At 66.3% G+C, this 15,928-nt stretch carries 15 protein-coding genes; 9 read left to right on the top strand and 6 right to left on the bottom strand.

Annotated elements, in window-relative coordinates; all coding sequences use genetic code 11:
• Positions 1–21 precede the first annotated feature (21 nt).
• The 7 genes from glnA (at position 22) to H9K76_RS16495 (ending at position 7,970) form a co-directional block, all read left to right on the top strand.
• Positions 22–1,437, top strand: coding sequence for a type I glutamate--ammonia ligase (gene glnA, locus H9K76_RS16525; RefSeq protein ID WP_187596432.1), 1,416 nt, complete (start codon positions 22–24; stop codon positions 1,435–1,437).
• A gap of 312 nt (positions 1,438–1,749) precedes the next feature.
• Positions 1,750–2,256: a hypothetical protein gene (locus H9K76_RS16520; RefSeq protein WP_187596431.1), complete on the top strand. Its 507-nt coding sequence runs from the start codon at positions 1,750–1,752 to the stop codon at positions 2,254–2,256.
• 458 nt (positions 2,257–2,714) lie between these two features.
• Positions 2,715–3,845: a nitrogen regulation protein NR(II) gene (gene glnL, locus H9K76_RS16515; protein WP_187596430.1), complete on the top strand. Its 1,131-nt coding sequence runs from the start codon at positions 2,715–2,717 to the stop codon at positions 3,843–3,845.
• A gap of 56 nt (positions 3,846–3,901) precedes the next feature.
• Positions 3,902–5,503 carry a nitrogen regulation protein NR(I) gene (ntrC, locus tag H9K76_RS16510; RefSeq protein WP_187596429.1) on the top strand — a complete coding sequence of 534 codons (1,602 nt, stop codon included), beginning with the start codon at positions 3,902–3,904 and terminating at the stop codon, positions 5,501–5,503.
• Positions 5,504–5,696: 193 nt separating this feature from the next.
• Entirely contained in the window at positions 5,697–6,578 is an 882-nt protein-coding gene (locus H9K76_RS16505; RefSeq protein ID WP_187596428.1) for a hypothetical protein, read from the top strand.
• 76 nt (positions 6,579–6,654) lie between these two features.
• Entirely contained in the window at positions 6,655–7,233 is a 579-nt protein-coding gene (locus H9K76_RS16500) for a sigma-70 family RNA polymerase sigma factor (protein WP_246475068.1), read from the top strand.
• Entirely contained in the window at positions 7,230–7,970 is a 741-nt protein-coding gene (locus tag H9K76_RS16495) for a hypothetical protein (protein ID WP_187596427.1), read from the top strand. The genes H9K76_RS16500 and H9K76_RS16495 overlap by 4 nt, the downstream gene beginning before the upstream one ends.
• An 8-nt stretch (positions 7,971–7,978) precedes the next feature.
• Here H9K76_RS16495 and xth read toward each other — a convergent pair whose 3' ends face one another.
• The 3 genes from xth to H9K76_RS16480 form a co-directional block, all read right to left on the bottom strand.
• Complete coding sequence (xth, locus tag H9K76_RS16490) at positions 7,979–8,755, bottom strand: exodeoxyribonuclease III (protein WP_187596426.1); 777 nt, start codon at positions 8,753–8,755, stop codon at positions 7,979–7,981.
• A gap of 112 nt (positions 8,756–8,867) precedes the next feature.
• Positions 8,868–9,359 (bottom strand): dihydrofolate reductase, encoded by a 492-nt coding sequence (locus H9K76_RS16485; protein WP_187600684.1) that lies wholly within the window; start codon positions 9,357–9,359, stop codon positions 8,868–8,870.
• A 48-nt stretch (positions 9,360–9,407) separates the two neighbouring features.
• Positions 9,408–10,232 carry a thymidylate synthase gene (locus H9K76_RS16480; RefSeq protein WP_187596425.1) on the bottom strand — a complete coding sequence of 275 codons (825 nt, stop codon included), beginning with the start codon at positions 10,230–10,232 and terminating at the stop codon, positions 9,408–9,410.
• Positions 10,233–10,461: 229 nt separating this feature from the next.
• Here H9K76_RS16480 and H9K76_RS16475 point away from each other — a divergent pair, with 229 nt between their 5' ends.
• Entirely contained in the window at positions 10,462–11,139 is a 678-nt protein-coding gene (locus H9K76_RS16475; RefSeq protein ID WP_223196255.1) for a hypothetical protein, read from the top strand.
• A 25-nt stretch (positions 11,140–11,164) separates the two neighbouring features.
• Here H9K76_RS16475 and H9K76_RS16470 read toward each other — a convergent pair whose 3' ends face one another.
• Both H9K76_RS16470 and H9K76_RS16465 read right to left on the bottom strand, forming a co-directional pair.
• Positions 11,165–12,598 (bottom strand): FAD-binding oxidoreductase, encoded by a 1,434-nt coding sequence (locus H9K76_RS16470; protein WP_187596424.1) that lies wholly within the window; start codon positions 12,596–12,598, stop codon positions 11,165–11,167.
• A gap of 45 nt (positions 12,599–12,643) precedes the next feature.
• Entirely contained in the window at positions 12,644–13,102 is a 459-nt protein-coding gene (locus H9K76_RS16465) for a DUF2069 domain-containing protein (RefSeq protein WP_187596423.1), read from the bottom strand.
• A gap of 155 nt (positions 13,103–13,257) precedes the next feature.
• Here H9K76_RS16465 and H9K76_RS16460 point away from each other — a divergent pair, with 155 nt between their 5' ends.
• Positions 13,258–14,538 carry a YihY family inner membrane protein gene (locus H9K76_RS16460; protein WP_187596422.1) on the top strand — a complete coding sequence of 427 codons (1,281 nt, stop codon included), beginning with the start codon at positions 13,258–13,260 and terminating at the stop codon, positions 14,536–14,538.
• Here the strand turns inward: H9K76_RS16460 and hpnE are convergent.
• Complete coding sequence (gene hpnE / locus H9K76_RS16455; RefSeq protein ID WP_187596421.1) at positions 14,532–15,917, bottom strand: hydroxysqualene dehydroxylase HpnE; 1,386 nt, start codon at positions 15,915–15,917, stop codon at positions 14,532–14,534. The genes H9K76_RS16460 and hpnE overlap by 7 nt on opposite strands.
• Positions 15,918–15,928: the final 11 nt, after the last annotated feature.

Raw genomic sequence — 15,928 nt, 5'->3', positions numbered from 1 at the left:
CTCATTCCTTGGAGAAGATTAATGGCTAAGACCGTTGCAGACGTGATGAAGATGGTGGAAGAAAACGAAGTCAAGTTCGTTGACTTCCGCTTTACCGACACCCGCGGCAAAGAACAGCACGTGACCGTGCCCGTCTCGCATTTCGACGAAGACAAGTTCACTTCGGGCCACGCGTTCGACGGTTCTTCCGTTGCCGGCTGGAAGGGCATCGAAGCCTCGGACATGCAGCTCATGCCCGACCCGAACACGGCCAACATCGATCCCTTCTTCGAAGAAACCACGCTGTTCCTGCAGTGCGACGTGGTCGAGCCCTCCGACGGCAAGGCCTATGACCGCGATCCACGTTCGATTGCCAAGCGCGCTGAAGCCTATCTGAAGGCTTCCGGCCTCGGCGACACGGCCTACTTCGGTCCGGAGCCGGAATTCTTCATCTTCGACGGCGTGCGCTGGACGAACGAGCCCGGCAAGGTCGGCTTCGAGATCGAGGAATACGAAGCACCATGGAACACCGGCACCAAGTTCGACACCGGCAACCGCGGCCACCGTCCCACCACCAAGGGCGGCTACTTCCCGGTGCCTCCAGTCGACAGCACGCAGGACATGCGCGCCGAGATGTCGCTGATCATCGAATCCCTGGGCATTCCGGTCGAAGTGTTCCACCATGAAGTGGCTGGCGCTGGCCAGAACGAAATCGGTACCAAGTTCAGCACGCTGGTCGAGCGCGCCGACTGGACCCAGCAGATGAAGTACGTGATCTGGAACGTGGCCAACGCCTACGGCAAGACCGCGACCTTCATGCCCAAGCCCTACGCTGGCGACAACGGCTCCGGCATGCACGTGCACCAGTCCATCTGGAAGGACGGCAAGAACCTGTTCGCCGGCGACGGCTATGCAGGCCTCTCCGAGTTCGCCCTGTACTACATCGGCGGCATCATCAAGCACGCCCGTGCACTGAACGCCATCACGAACCCCGGCACCAACAGCTACAAGCGCCTGGTTCCCGGCTTCGAGGCACCGGTCAAGCTGGCCTACAGCTCGCGCAACCGCTCGGCATCGATCCGCATTCCTTACGTGGCGAACCCGAAGGGCCGCCGCATCGAGGCACGCTTCCCCGATCCACTGTCCAACCCCTACCTGTGCTTCTCGGCACTGATGATGGCGGGCCTGGACGGCGTGGAAAACAAGATCCATCCGGGCGAAGCCGCCACGAAGGACCTGTACCACCTGCCGCCGGAAGAGGACAAGCTGGTGCCGACCGTCTGCCACAGCCTCGACCAGGCCCTGGAGGCGCTGGACGCCGACCGTGGCTTCCTGACCAAGGGCGGCGTGTTCTCCGACTCCATGCTCGATGCCTACATCGACCTGAAGATGACCGAAGTGCAGCGCTTCCGCATGGCACCTCACCCGGTCGAGTACGACATGTACTACTCGCTGTAATCTCCTGCAACGAGTCAGCCGCGGACGGCGCCGGAACGTTGAATTCCGAAGGCGGCCTGCGGCGAGATGCAAAAAGGCGGCCTGCGGGCCGCTTTTTCAATGGGGCATGGGATGAGAAAAACATGCCTGGCGGCCACCATTTTTCCTTTGACGCAACGGTTCTGGAGGAACGATCGTGGCCTTTCGGGGTCATTGACTGGAGCTCTGTTATTGTCGGAAGGTTGCGATTGGCTACCGAAATGGAGATTCACGACCATTTGCCGGCCAAGCAGGGCTGACTGACGAATGTCGCGACTGTCGCGCGAGGAACCCATGAAAAAAACACTGACTGCTCTCTTCATCACTGTGGCTTTGCTGCCCACGGCCTGGTCGCAAGACCGCATCTACCGCTGTGGCAACGAGTACACGAACAACGCCTCGCAAGCCAAGGAGCGCGGCTGCAAGGTGGTGGAAGGGGGCAACGTCACCGTGCTGCAGGGCTCGCGCCCGGCCTCGGGCGGCGGCTCGGCCGCGCCGCGCGGTACATCCACATCCACATCTTCTTCCAGCTCCCCCTCCGGCGCACCCAAGGTGGACTCCGCCGACCAGAAGGCCCGTGACTCGGATGCGCGTGCCATTCTCGACGCCGAGCTGAAGAAGGCCCAGAACCGCTACGAGGACCTGAAGAAGGAATACAACGACGGCTTCCCGCAGAAGTCGGCATTGGAGATGCGCAACCCGCAGGGCTATGCGGAGCGCACCGCCGAGATCAAGGCCAATCTCACGCGTGCCGAGGCCGATGTGGAAGGCATCAAGCGCGAGCTCTCGCGGTTGAAATGAGGGAACACCCCCCTGAGGCGCTTCGCGCCTTCCCCCCTCTCTCGAATGGCTGCGCCATTCGGGAGGGGGGACGCAGCCGTCGCTGCGGGGCGGCCCTTGCTTGGCTGCCCTGGCCTGAGGCGCGACGGTTTTATAGGTCGCGCCCGGACCTGATCCCCCTGAGGCGCTTCGCGCCTTCCCTCCTCTCTCGAATGGCTGCGCCATTCGGGAGGGGGGACGCAGCCGTCGCTGCGGGGCAGCCCTTGCTCGGCTGCCCTGGCCTGGGGCGCGACGGTTTTATAGGTCGCGCCCGGACCTGACTCTCCCTGAGGCGCTTCGCGCCTTCCCCCCTCTCTCGAATGGCTGCGCCATTCGGGAGGGGGGACGCAGCCGTCGCTGCGGGGCGGCCCTTGCTTGGCTGCCCTGGCCTGAAGCATGCCCATTGCGTGGGCCGCGCCAGTTTCATAGGGGTGTGTGACATGGCAGATGACGCATTGATCTCCCCCGCTGGCTTTCTCGAGCAGCCATCCGTGCGGCACCGTCCGTCAACTGGCCATGGGAGCGGGCGCTACCAGACGCTTGATCTTGTCTCCACGCTGGTCGCAGTGCTTGGCGCCGACGGCTCGGTGTTGTTCGCCAATGCGGCGCTGGAGACCGCGCTCGGCCAGTCGCGGCGGACGCTCGAAGGCATCGACTTCTGCAGCTACTTCACCGATCCCGGCATCATGCGCAGTGCGCTGGCCGGTGCGCAGGGGCAGGACTTCGCGGCGCTGCGGTTCGAGTCGGGCCTGCGCCGCGTGCCGCAGGATCCGCTCCCCGTGCATGTGAATCTCTCGTGCGTGGAGCAGGGCGGCGACATCCTCGTGGAATGCTGGCCGCTGGAGGCACAGGCCCGCCAGGATCGCGAGGAACGGCTGCGCGAACAGGCGCTTGCCAACAAGGAACTGATCCGCAACCTGGCGCACGAGATCAAGAACCCGCTGGGCGGCATCCGCGGCGCGGCGCAGCTGCTGGAGATGGACCTTCCCTCGCCCGATCTGCAGGAGTACACCCAGGTCATCATCCACGAAGCCGACCGGCTGCAGAGCCTGGTCGACCGGCTGCTCGCTCCGCATCGCCATCCGCACCAGGTCGGCGACGTGAACATCCACGAGGTCTGCGAACGCGTGCGCTCCCTCGTGCTGGTCGAGTTTCCGCGAGGGCTCGAAATACGGCGGGACTACGACATCTCCATTCCTGAATTCCGCGGCGACCGCGAACAGCTCATCCAGGCGCTGCTCAACATCGTGCAGAACGCGGCGCAGGCCCTGACCGATCGCATCGCGGCGGGCGATGCGCAGATCACCCTGCGCACACGCGTCGCCCGGCAGGTAACATTTGGTCGTCAACGTTATCGGTTGGCATTGGATTTGCATGTGATCGACAACGGACCAGGCGTGCCGGAGACGATCAAGGAGCGAATCTTCTATCCTCTCGTCACCGGCAGGGATGGCGGTTCGGGCCTGGGGTTGACGCTTGCGCAGACGTTCGTGCAGCGCCATCACGGCCTGATCGAATGCGACAGTGCGCCAGGGCGCACCGACTTTCGCATCCTCATCCCGCTGCCTTGAGGTCCTTGGAAATCAACGGGGCTCCCGGGCCCCTTTCAACAAGGAAGAACACGCACATGAAGCCGATCTGGATAGTAGACGACGACCCCTCGATCCGCTTCGTCCTGGAGAAGGCGCTGGCCCGCGAGAACCTGCCCACGCGCAGCTTCTCGCACCCGCGCGAAGTGCTGGACGCCCTGGCCGACATTGCCGCCGGTGATTCCGAGCACAGCGGCCCGCAGGTGCTGGTGAGCGATATCCGCATGCCGGGAGGCTCGGGCCTGCAACTGCTCGAAAAGCTGCGCGAGCTGCAGCCGGGCCTGCCGGTCATCATCATGACGGCCTATTCCGATCTTGATTCGGCCGTGTCGGCGCTGCAGCGTGGCGCGTTCGAGTACCTGCCCAAGCCCTTCGACCTGCCCAAGGCCGTGGAACTGATCCGCCGCGCCGTCGAGGAAAGCCAGCGCGAGCAGGTGGCCGAAGACCGGCAGACCCATGCACCCGAGATCCTAGGACAGGCGCCGGCCATGCAGGACGTGTTCCGCGCCATCGGCCGCCTGAGCCAGAGTTCGGTGACCGTGCTGATCACGGGTGAATCGGGGTCGGGCAAGGAGCTGGTCGCGCGCGCGCTGCACAAGCACTCGCCCGTGGCGGGCGGCCCGTTCGTGGCCATCAACACGGCCGCCATTCCCAAGGACCTGCTCGAGAGCGAGCTCTTTGGCCATGAGCGCGGCGCATTCACCGGCGCGCAGGCGCAGCGCCGGGGGCGTTTCGAGCAGGCGGATGGCGGCACGCTGTTCCTCGACGAAATCGGCGACATGCCGTTCGACCTGCAGACGCGTCTGCTGCGCGTGCTGTCGGACGGCCATTTCTACCGCGTGGGCGGGCATGCGGCCGTCAAGTCGAACGTGCGCGTGATCGCGGCAACGCACCAGAATCTCGAGACCCGCGTCAAGGATGGCGCCTTCCGCGAAGACCTTTTCCACCGGCTGAACGTGATTCGTCTGCGCCTGCCCGCGCTGCGCGAGCGCAAGCAGGACGTGCCGGTGCTCACGCGCCATTTCCTGCAGCAGAGCGCGCGCCAGCTGGGCGTGGAGCCCAAGCGCATTTCCGAGGCGGCGCTGGCGCGGCTCGAGGCGTTCTCGTTCCCCGGCAACGTTCGCCAGCTCGAGAACATCTGCCACTGGCTCAGCGTGATGGCGCCAGCGCAGGTGATCTCCGTGCAGGACCTTCCGCCCGAGGTGCTCCAGGCTCCGGCCGTGCCCGCTTCTCCCGAGACGGTGCCCTCCGCGATGGCAGGCATGGGCATGGCACCACAGCAGGCTTTGCCGTCATCGATGGTGGAATTGCCCGAGGCGGCAAGCCCTGCCGCTGTGCCGTCCCAGCCCGGAGCACCCATGGTGGCTTCTGCATCCATGGACCACGCCCCGGCCCAGCCGCAGGCAGGCTGGGAGCAGAGTCTCGAGGCCGAGGCGCGCCACCTGCTGCGCGAGGGCCGTCCCGAGGTATGGGACATCCTCACGCGCCGCTTCGAGTCGCACCTGATCCGCACGGCGCTGCATGAAACGCACGGCCGCCGCATGGAGGCGGCGCAGCGCCTGGGCATCGGCCGCAACACCATCACGCGCAAGATCCAGGAACTGGGGCTGGACGAGCACCGCGGCGCGGAAGATGCCTGAGTCTCCCGGGAGGTGCCGGATTCCCGCACCTCCCCCAGAAGACTCGCACGGGCCAGGCGCTGCCCGTCCAATCGCCGCGCGAATCCGCGACCCGGTGTTCCCCGAAGAATTTTTTTAATCGACTTTCACCCCGTTCCGGTGGTTGCTCCGATTCAGTGGACATGTCCTTCATCCACTTTCGGGAGTGAACACCATGAACCACCGCACAACCCTCCGCAGCCTCTCCTCGTGGCTGGCCTGCTCGATCCTGCTCTGCACAGCCGTTCCCAGCGCCGGTGCACGGGCCGCCACGCTGGCCGATGTGCGCATCGTCGACCGCCACACGGGCCAGCGCCTTACGATCCATCGCCACCAGGGCGAGTACTGGGTGGCGGGGCGGCCGGGTGCCAGCTATTCGGTGGACATCACCAACCAGACCGGTGAGCGCATCATGGCCGTGGTCAGCGTGGACGGCGTCAATGCCATCACCGGCAAGACAGCCTCGGCCGCGCCGCGTGACGGCTACGTGTTCGATGCCTGGCAGAACTGGGGCATCAATGGGTGGCGCAAGAGCGACAGCGAGGTGGCGGCTTTCTATTTTTCGGAGAGCTCGGCGTCCTACGCGAGCCGCACGGGCCGTCCGCGTGACGTGGGCGTGATCGGCGTGGCGCTGTTCCGCGAGCGTCCGGCACCGGTCGCGGTCGAGCCGCCATGGACCCCTCTCAGGGGGCCGGCCCTGGAGGAACGGGAAGACGCCCGCAGCGCGAACAGCGAGTCGTCCATGGAGTCCACCATCCCGGTTCCGGCGCCGTCTGCCGCTGACCCGCGCGCGTCCGAGCGCAAGGCCGCGGAGGCCACTGCCAAGCGCTCGCCGAGCCTGGGCACGGGTCACGGCGCGATCGAGACGTCGCGCACCGTGACCGTCGACTTCGAGCCGGCCACGCGCCATCCCGAGCAGATCGTGCGCATTCGCTACGACAGCCATGCCAATCTGGTGGCGCGTGGCGTGATACGCGCTCCGCGCGGGGAGCGCGTACCCGATCCGTTTCCCGGATCGGGTCGCAACGGCTATGTTCCCGACCCACCACGTTGGTGAGCGGGCATGGCCCGGTGCTGTGCGATTTTCTCCACAGCCCGGGCGGCCATGCAGCGGCGTTTGCATAATCGCGGGCATGGTGGAATCGCTGGATGCTCTTGAGGATGAAGCGCTGATGCTGGCCTATGCGGGCGGCCGGGCGGATGCCTTCGAGCGCCTGTATGACCGCCACAGCCTGCGGATCTGGCGCTACCTGTTCCGCAACACGGGCAACCATGCGCTGGCCGACGATCTGGGGCAGGAGGTCTGGTTCGCCGTGGTCGACGCGGCGCCCGGCTACCGGGTGAAGGCCCGGTTTTCCACATGGCTGTTCACGCTGGCGCACCACAAGCTGGTCGATCATTGGCGTGGCCACAGAAAGGTGCAAAGCCTGGACGATGACTCGCCGGAGTCGAGGCGCCTCGCCGAGACGCTGTTCGCCCATTCCGGTTTCGAACCCGAACGATGGCAGGGGCGCAAGGAACTGGCCCGCGCGCTGCTCGCGGCGCTGGCCGAGCTACCCGCGGAACAACGCGCCGCTTTCCTGCTGCAGGCAGAGGGCGACCTGAGTGTCGCGGACATTGCGGCCGCCACCGGTGTGCCGCCGGAAACCGCCAAGACGCGCTTGCGTTATGCACGCGCCAAACTGCGACAGGCGCTGGAGGTGCTTGCATGACCGATCGCACGACGCCCCACGGAACCTCGACGCCGGGAGCCGACGGACGGGATGCTCTGCGTGCGCTCTACGAGGAGGGCGTGGAGGTGGATGGAGGGCCATCGCAGGAAGCGCGTGACCGTATCCTGGCCTATGCACGCGAGAAGGCGGCGCAGCGCGCGAGTGGGGCTGCTGCCGCCCCGCCAGCGGCACGGCAGGGGACCGAGGCCGCGAACGACCGGCACTGGCTGCGCCATGCCCTGGGCAGCCTGGCGGTGATCGGTTTGGTCGGGTGGCTGGTCATGCAGCAATTCGATCAGCCTCCGGCGGATCCGCAGATGGAGACGTCGGAGCCGGCGGCAACATACCCGTCGTCCCCGGCTCCTGCGAACGCCGAACGGGCTGCGCCGGCGCCGGTGGTTCCCGCGCCTGATCGTGCTCCGGCGCGTGCGTCGGTTGCGCCATCGGCGGCACCGGCCGCCGCGGACAGGGAAGAGCGCTCCAGCAGCGTGCCTGGTGACCTGTCGCCACGCAGTGCGGAGCGTTCGGCGGCCCAGGCCAAGAGGATGCAGGAAGCGGCGCCTCCGGAAGTCAATGCCGCTGCCGCAGGGCTGCCCGACTGTGACCCCGGCATGGGAGCGGCAGAGCTTGCCGAACAGGCACGCCGTATCGAGGCCCAGGGCGATGCGTCGCAACTTCCCGCACCGGTCTGCAGGCCTGTGCCGATGGACGGGGCTTCGAGGCCGGCGGGGCGCTGAAGCCCTGGTCAGCCCAGCGTCAGGACGACCGGAGTGTGGTCGCTGGGCTGCTTGTTCTTGCGCGGTACGCGATCGATCGCGCAGGCCGAGACACTGCCCTTGAGCGCGTTGCTCACGAGGATATGGTCGATGCGCAGGCCGCGGTTCTTCTGGAATCCGAGCATGCGATAGTCCCACCACGAATAGCTTTTCTCCGCCTGCTCGAACATGCGGAAGGTGTCGGTGAGGCCGAGATCCAGCATGCCTTGGAAATGCGCGCGCTCTTCCACGGTGTGGTGGATTGTGTCCTTCAGGCCGACCGGGTCGTACGAGTCGCGATCCTCGGGGGCCACGTTGAAATCTCCCATGACGATCAGGCGCTCATGCTTCTGCAGCTCCGACCGCACCCAGTTCTCGAGGGCCGTGAGCCACTTCATCTTGTAGGCGAACTTGTCGGTTCCGGGCGCCTGTCCATTGACGAAATAGCAGTTGATCACACGCAGGGGGCCTGCATCGGTGTCCACCGTGCCTGCGATCACGCGGGCCTGCTCGTCATCGTGGCCGGGAATGTTGCGCACTACCTCGTCCGCGGGCTTGCGCGTGATGAGCGCGACTCCGTTGTAGGTCTTCTGGCCAAAGCAGACGCTCTGGTAGCCCGCTGCCTCGAAGGCATCGTGCGGAAACTTGTCCTCGGTGAGCTTGAGTTCCTGCAGTCCGAGCACATCGACCGGGTTGGCCTGCAGCCACTCGAGAACCTGCGGCAGGCGTACGGAGAGGGAGTTGACGTTCCAGGTGGCAATTTTCATTTTTCGTTCAAAACTCAATGTGTATGCGGCATTCCGAGGGGGCGATCCGGGTGAAAATCCGGCTAGCTACCCAGCTGGCGACCCATTTCATCGGACCCGGGTCAGGCCCGGCTCACGCCTTGCGTTCGTAGGTGACAAAGCTGAACGGAAGCCCATTGGCGCCCACGTGGTCGGTGCGCGCCGTCTCCTGCCATTCGGGGCCGAGCGTGGGGGCGTACACGTCGCCCTCGAAGACCTGGTGGATCTGCGTGACCTCCACGCGCTGTGCCAGCGGCAGGGCCTGCTCGTAGATCTGCGCGCCGCCCATGATCCAGACGGTGTCGGCAGTCTGTGCCGCGATGTCCAGGGCGTCCTGCAGGCTCGTGGCGGGCTTGGCCCCTTCGTCCTGCCAGACCTCCTGGCGGGTGACGACGATGTTGATGCGGCCCGGCAGCGGGCGGAAACGTTCCGGCAGCGAGTCCCAGGTCTTGCGGCCCATGATGACCGGGCGGCCGTGGGTCAGCTCCTTGAAATGGGCGAGGTCTTCGGGAAGGTGCCAGGGCATGACGCCGCCCTTGCCGATGATGCCGTTCTCGGCGCGTGCATAGATCAGGTTGATTTGCATGGCACTGTCCCCTTGTGAAGAACTCATGTCAAAGGCTCCAACATAGTCTCAAACAGCCACCGGTGCCTTGATGGCGGGATGATGTTCGTAACCAATCACCTCGAAATCTTCGTATTCGTAATCGAAGATCGAGTCGGGGCGGCGCTTGATGTTCAGCGTCGGATAGGCGAACGGCGTACGGGCCAGTTGCGTCTGCACCTGCTCGAAGTGGTTGTTGTAGATGTGGCAGTCGCCGCCGGTCCAGACGAAGTCGCCTACCTCCAGGTCGCATTGCTGCGCGAGCATGTGCGTGAGCAGCGCATAGCTGGCGATGTTGAACGGCACGCCGAGGAAGATGTCGGCGCTGCGCTGGTACAGCTGGCAGCTCAGCTTGCCATCGGCCACGTAGAACTGGAAGAACGCGTGGCAGGGCATGAGCGCCATCTTCGAGAGATCGGCGACGTTCCATGCGCTCACGATGATGCGGCGGCTGTCCGGGTTGGTCTTGAGCTGCTTGACGACTTCCGCGATCTGGTCGATGTGTCCGCCGTCCGGCGTGGGCCAGCTGCGCCACTGCACGCCGTAGACCGGGCCGAGGTCGCCATCTTCGCGGGCCCATTCGTCCCAGATGGTGCAGCCGCGCTCCTGCAGCCATTTCACGTTGCTGTCGCCGCGCAGGAACCAGAGCAGTTCCAGGATGATGGACTTGAGATGCACCTTCTTCGTCGTGACCAGCGGAAAGCCTTCCGACAGATCGAAGCGCATCTGGTGGCCGAATACGCTGCGCGTCCCCGTGCCCGTACGGTCCGTCTTGGCCACGCCCGTATCAAAGACGTGTCGCAGGAAATCTTCGTACTGGGAGCGCACGGGGCGCGGGGAAAGGTTCGAACTCATGGGAGGGGCCTGAATGCTGCGGGCTCCGACCTTCGAGAGGGGAGACCGACGGGTTGACAGACCCTAGTGTGCCACGGTCCCGCAAGTCCTGCGGGAGAGGGTGGGAAGCACCTTTTCGACGCATTGCGATTGGAAACAATTGGGGACGGAGATAGGTTCGCGATCCGCCCCGGCAGCGAGGTGGCGACGGGACAATGGCATTCCAGTTGATGAAAGAAAAGGAAGCCCTGTGACCCTGAAGCTCAATGATGCATGCTGGAAATACGGTGCCGCCGTGTGCGCGGTGACCGCCGTGGCCCTGGGCCTCGGCGGCTGTGATTCCAGGACGTCGCCCGAGGCTCCAAGGGCGCCTGCATCGGCGTCCGCTCCGGATCCCAATGGCGATGCGATCGGTCCGCTCAGTCCTGCGGAGCCGGCCCCTGCGAGCGCCCCTGCCCCTGCTGCAACGGCGGTTGCTCCGCCGCCTGCCCCGATCACGTCGGTGAAAGGCAATGAGTTCCGCAGGCCCTATGCTGCCCAGCCGGGAGCCCCCGAGCTCAAGTCGCTCGAAAGCCTGATCGGCACGTATCCCCATGATGGAGCGAAGTATCTCGAGCAGGGCGTGCTCGCGGAGCGCCTGAAGCGCCTGCTGGACAGCCGGTATGGGGCTCTGTTGAAGAATCTCCAGACCTCGGGGCCGCTCACCAAGGAAGGCGATGTGTGGATGGTCACGGGGAATCGCCAGCACCAGGGCGGAACGGATGCGGCCGCCGTGGTGATCGACCCCGCGCGCAATGCGCTGCGCGTGTGGCTGATGCGCTCGGGCACGCAGACGGTCTACACCGACCTGCGCGAGGGCGAGATCGCCTGGCCCGAATCGGTGAAGACCATGATCGGCAACGCCACTCCGCCCGCCGGCCGCAAGTGACCCCGGTGCGTGACGTCCGCCTGGCTCAGTTCCGGGCGGCGGGCAGCACCCGTCCGGGGTTCATGATGCCGAGAGGGTCCAGCGCCGACTTGATGGCCTGCATCATCGACAGCGCTACGGGCGACTGGTATTTCTGCAGCTTGTCCACCTTGAGCGCACCCACGCCATGTTCGGCCGAGAACGAGCCGCCGAAGCGGGCGACCGCCTCGTAGACGAGGTGGTTCACCCGGTCCTCATGCTCGCGCATGAAGGCCTTCGGATCACCTTCGCTCGGGGCCTGCACGTTGTAGTGCAGATTGCCGTCACCCAGGTGGCCGAAATTCACGATGCGCACGCCCGGAAGCTCGCGCTGCAGCAGGGCGTCGGCATACGCAACGAAGTCGGGTATGCGCGATGCCGCCACGGAGATATCGTGCTTGATGTTCGGGCCTTCCTCGGCCTGCGCGAGCGGAATGCTCTCGCGCACATGCCAGAGCTCGTTCGCCTGCGCGATGCTCTCTGCCACGACGGCATCAAGCACGCAGCCGTCTTCCAGCGCGAGTTCCAGCAGGCTTTCGAAACGTTCGCGCGCATGCTGCTCGGACTCGCTGTCGGAGTTCTCCAGCAGCACGCAGTACGAGGCCCCTTCCATCTCCGCGAAGGGAATGCGCAGCTGCGGCATGTGGCGCGTGACGAAGCTCAGGGCGAACTGGCCCATCACTTCGAAGCCGGTGAGGCCCGCGCCGAGCTGCCGGTGTGCCATGCCCAGGAGCCGCACGGCGGCCTGCATCGATGGTACGGCGGCCCAGGCCGTGAGCTGCGCGGCGGGCCGGGGATAGAGCTTCATCGTTGCGCCGGTGATCACGCCCAGCGTGCCCTCGCTGCCGATGAACAGATCGCGCAGGTCGTAGCCGGTGTTGTCCTTGCGCAGGCCCTTGAGCCCGTCCCAGATCTCGCCCTGCGCCGTCACCACCTCGAGACCCAGGCAGAGTTCGCGCGTATTGCCATACCGCACGACCTGCGTGCCGCCGGCGTTGGTGCCGAGGTTGCCGCCGATGGTGCAACTGCCCTCGGCCGCCAGGGACAGCGGAAACAGGAAACCCTCGCGGTCCGCGGTGTCCTGCAGGCTCTGGAGGATGCAGCCTGCATCGACGGTCATCGTGAGGTTGTCGTGATCGACGTGGCGCACCGTGTTCATGCGCGTGAGGCTGAGCACGACCTGCGAGCCGCTTTCGTCAGGGGTCGAGCCCACGGACAGGCCCGTGTTGCCGCCCTGCGGAACGATGGCGACGCGCTCCTGCGCACATGTGCGCACCACGTCGGCAACCTCCTGGGTGGAGCCCGGACGCACCACCGCAAGCGCCTTGCCCCGCACGCGGCGGCGCCAGTCCTGTTCCCAGGCGATCAGGTCGCCCTCCGTCAGTACATGGTTGGCGCCGACGATCTGGCGCAGGCGTTCAAGAAGGACAGGTGTGGACATGGCGGTACTCGAAGAAGAAGTGTGTGGTTGTCGACCATTCGGTCTTCAGCGGGGGGCGGAGCCTGTGGTGCGGGCTGCAACGGTCGCAAGGGCTGCTCGCTGGCGCAGGCGAACATGCAGTGCGCAGGCGGTGAACAGCAGCAGGCACAGCGCGATCTCGATCATCGCCAGCCACTGGCCCGGCGGCCTGTCGCTCCAGGCGCGCACCACGCCCTCGGTGAAATAGAGCCACACCACCAGGCTGACCCAGCGGTAGGTGTACATCCGGCGCTTGAGCAGCCCGGCCAGCGGAATGCACAGCGGCAAGGCCTTGAGTGCAAGCCACGAACCGCCCGGGCGCAGCGGCGCGAGCCACAGTTCCCAGGCCAGGCTGAGGGCGATGAGCCCGAGCAGGCTGCCCACGGCCAGCCAGCGCGTGGCGGCTACATCGCCATGGACGGCGGCGGGCGATGGGGGTTGTGCGTCTGCGCCGGAGGCTCGGTCTGCTTGGGAGGAAACGTTCATTGCGGCGTGGATCGGGTTCGATAAGATGATGCATCTGCCGCCGCCACGGCCACGAGTCACCCCTGGCGGGGCGCGGGCCGGTGCTTCGCTTCGCACCATGGCGAGGCGAGGGCGGCGATGATCTGCATGAAATCAATCCATCCATCATATCCATCATGACCTTGTCCCTTCAGCAACTTGGCTCGCGCCTGGAGTCCTGGATGGAAGGTCTGTCCCGATTTCCGTGGCGCACCACCGCGCACACGCTGCGCGAGCGCTATGCGGAAGACCGCCTCGGCCTGACCGCCGCCAGCCTCACCTTCACCACGTTGCTGGCACTGGTTCCGTTCGTGACCGTCGCGCTGGCCGTGTTCTCCGCGTTCCCTATCTTCGGCAAGATGCAGTCGCTGCTGCAGCGCTGGCTGGTCGAGAGCCTGATTCCCGAAACCATCTCTCGCCCGGTGCTCGACTACCTGACGCAATTTGCCGCGAAGGCGAGCGAGCTCGGAACGGTGGGCCTGTCCATCCTGATGATCACGGCCCTCACGCTGATCCTCACCATCGACCGCACGCTCAACAACATCTGGCGCGTGCGCAGGCTGCGCCCGCTCGGCCAGCGGGTGCTGATCTACTGGGCAGCGATCACGCTGGGGCCGCTGGTGCTGGCCATCAGTCTCACGCTCACCGCCTGGGTGGCCTCGACGGCGTCACGCAGCCTGGGTGTGGCGCTGCCGCATGCCACGCGCTTCTTTCTGGACTCGATCGAGTTCATCCTGCTGGCGGGCGGAATGGCGGGGCTGTACCGCTATGTGCCCAACGTGCAGGTTCCCTGGCGCTATGCGTGGGCAGGGGGTGTCTTCGTGTCGGCCGGCATCGAGGTGGCCAAGCGCGTGCTGGCGATGTACCTGGCGTCCGTGCCGACCTATTCCGTGCTCTATGGAACCTTCGCCACGGTGCCCATCCTGCTGCTGTGGATCTATGTGGCATGGGTCATCGTGCTGCTGGGAGCCGTCGTCGCGGCGTACATGCCCAGCCTGATCGCCGGCGTGGCGCGCCGTCCCGATACCGGGGGCTGGAGCTTCCTGCTGGGGATCGAGCTGCTGCAGCACCTGAAGGCCGCACAGTCCACCGAGCGGCACGGGCTCACGGCCGCCGAGCTCGCACAGGCAATGCGCGTGGACGGGCTGCAGCTCGAACCCATCCTGGAGACCCTCACGGGGCTGGACTGGATCGTGCAGGTGAACGAGGCGGCACCCGGTGCGCGCGAGGACGTGGATGCGCGCTACCTGCTGGTGGCCGACCCGGTCAGGACGCCGCTGCAGCCATTGGTGCAGGCGCTGCTGATCGAGCGGACCGAGGCGCTGGAGCGCTTCTGGCACAACACCGGAATGGAGGTCATCAAGCTGGCCGACGTACTGCCGCGCGAGACGGCTGTGGCGGCAGCCCGTACTCACTGACGGGGTGACGCGAGCGGCATGGCGCCGGGCGGGGAGGGGAGCCGTTGCGCCGCTGCCGTCCCGTGCAGCACGGCGCCTTCCAGCGTGGCCGGGTAGGGGCCATCCACATAGTCGCCGCAGGCCTGCAGCGACGGAGTGATCTGCATGGCGGGACGCAGGAGTGCGGGCGTGCAGCGGAAGGTGGCGCGTTTTTCGACCACGGTCTGTACGTGCTGCAGGCCCGCCAGGCCCAGTTGCCGCGCGGCCTGCGACAGCACCTGGCCGGCAAGATCGTCCCGCTCGCCTTCGAACGCACTCACGACAAAGGCCAGCAGGCCGGCCGGCCCCCCGAGCTGCTCGCGGTCGAACACGAATTGCGCGGGCTGTCGCGCATCGGGCCGCAGCGCCAGCATCGGGGCATCAAGCCGTGCGGGCCCGCCATCCGGGGTGCGCGCGTACACCGTGGCAATGGCGGAAAACTCCAGCGCCTGCGCGGTGCGCGCCCAATCCCGCAGGGCGCTTTGTTCCGAGGCCGGCATGGCGTCCTGCGCGGAGTCGCCCCATGTCGCTGCCGATGCCGCCGCCGACACCAGCCGCGCTGCTTCGGTGGAGGACGTGGCGAGCACGACCGCATCGAAAGGCTCTCCGTCCACCAGCCAGCCCACGGGAGCGCGCTGCAGCACCTGCACGCGTCTGCCGGTCTCGACACGATGCCCGCGCTGCTCCAGCCAGCGCGCGGCCGGCATGGGAAACAGTTCGCTCAGGTCGGCGCGTGGCAGCAGCATGTTGGAGCCGCCGCGGCCGCTGAACAGGCTGTCCTTGATGACGCGAAGAAACACGCGGGCGCTCGATTGTGCGGCCGGGGTGTTGAGCGCGGAAACACACAGCGGGTCGATGAACTCGTCCATCAGCTTGCGCGGCAGTCCCGCGCAGATGTCGCTCACGCTGGCGGACTCAGGGCAGCGAAAGCCGCTCCACTGCCAGCGGGTTGCACGCGCGAGCAGCGCGATGCGCTCGCCGACGGTCCAGCCGCGTGCCCGGGCGATTCCGGCCAGGGCATCCCATGGCGGCGCACAGTCAGGCAGCGCCAGCCCCGATCCGTCGGGATAGCGCAGCGACAGGGGCATGCGCAGCATGGCGCGTTCGATGTCCACGCCCACCTCGCGCATCAGGCGCAGGCATTCGCCGTAGGCGCCGATGAGGATGTGCTGGCCGTTGTCGAGTGTGAGTGCGCTGCCGTCGCGATCGACGGCATGCACCGCACGGGCCCGTCCACCGAGCGTGCGGGCGGTCTCCAGCACGGTGACGTTGTGGCCTGCGCGCGCCGCGCCCAGCGCGGCGGCCATGCCGGCCCAGCCCGCGCCGATGACGGCCACTCTGCTTGTCTCGCGGGAACTCATGCGTTGCTGCT

It is taken from the genome of Diaphorobacter ruginosibacter (assembly GCF_014395975.1).
Lineage (GTDB): Bacteria > Pseudomonadota > Gammaproteobacteria > Burkholderiales > Burkholderiaceae_C > Diaphorobacter_A > Diaphorobacter_A ruginosibacter.
The sequence above is the reverse complement of the archived record's forward strand: the minus strand, read 5'-3'. Positions and strand labels throughout refer to the sequence as shown.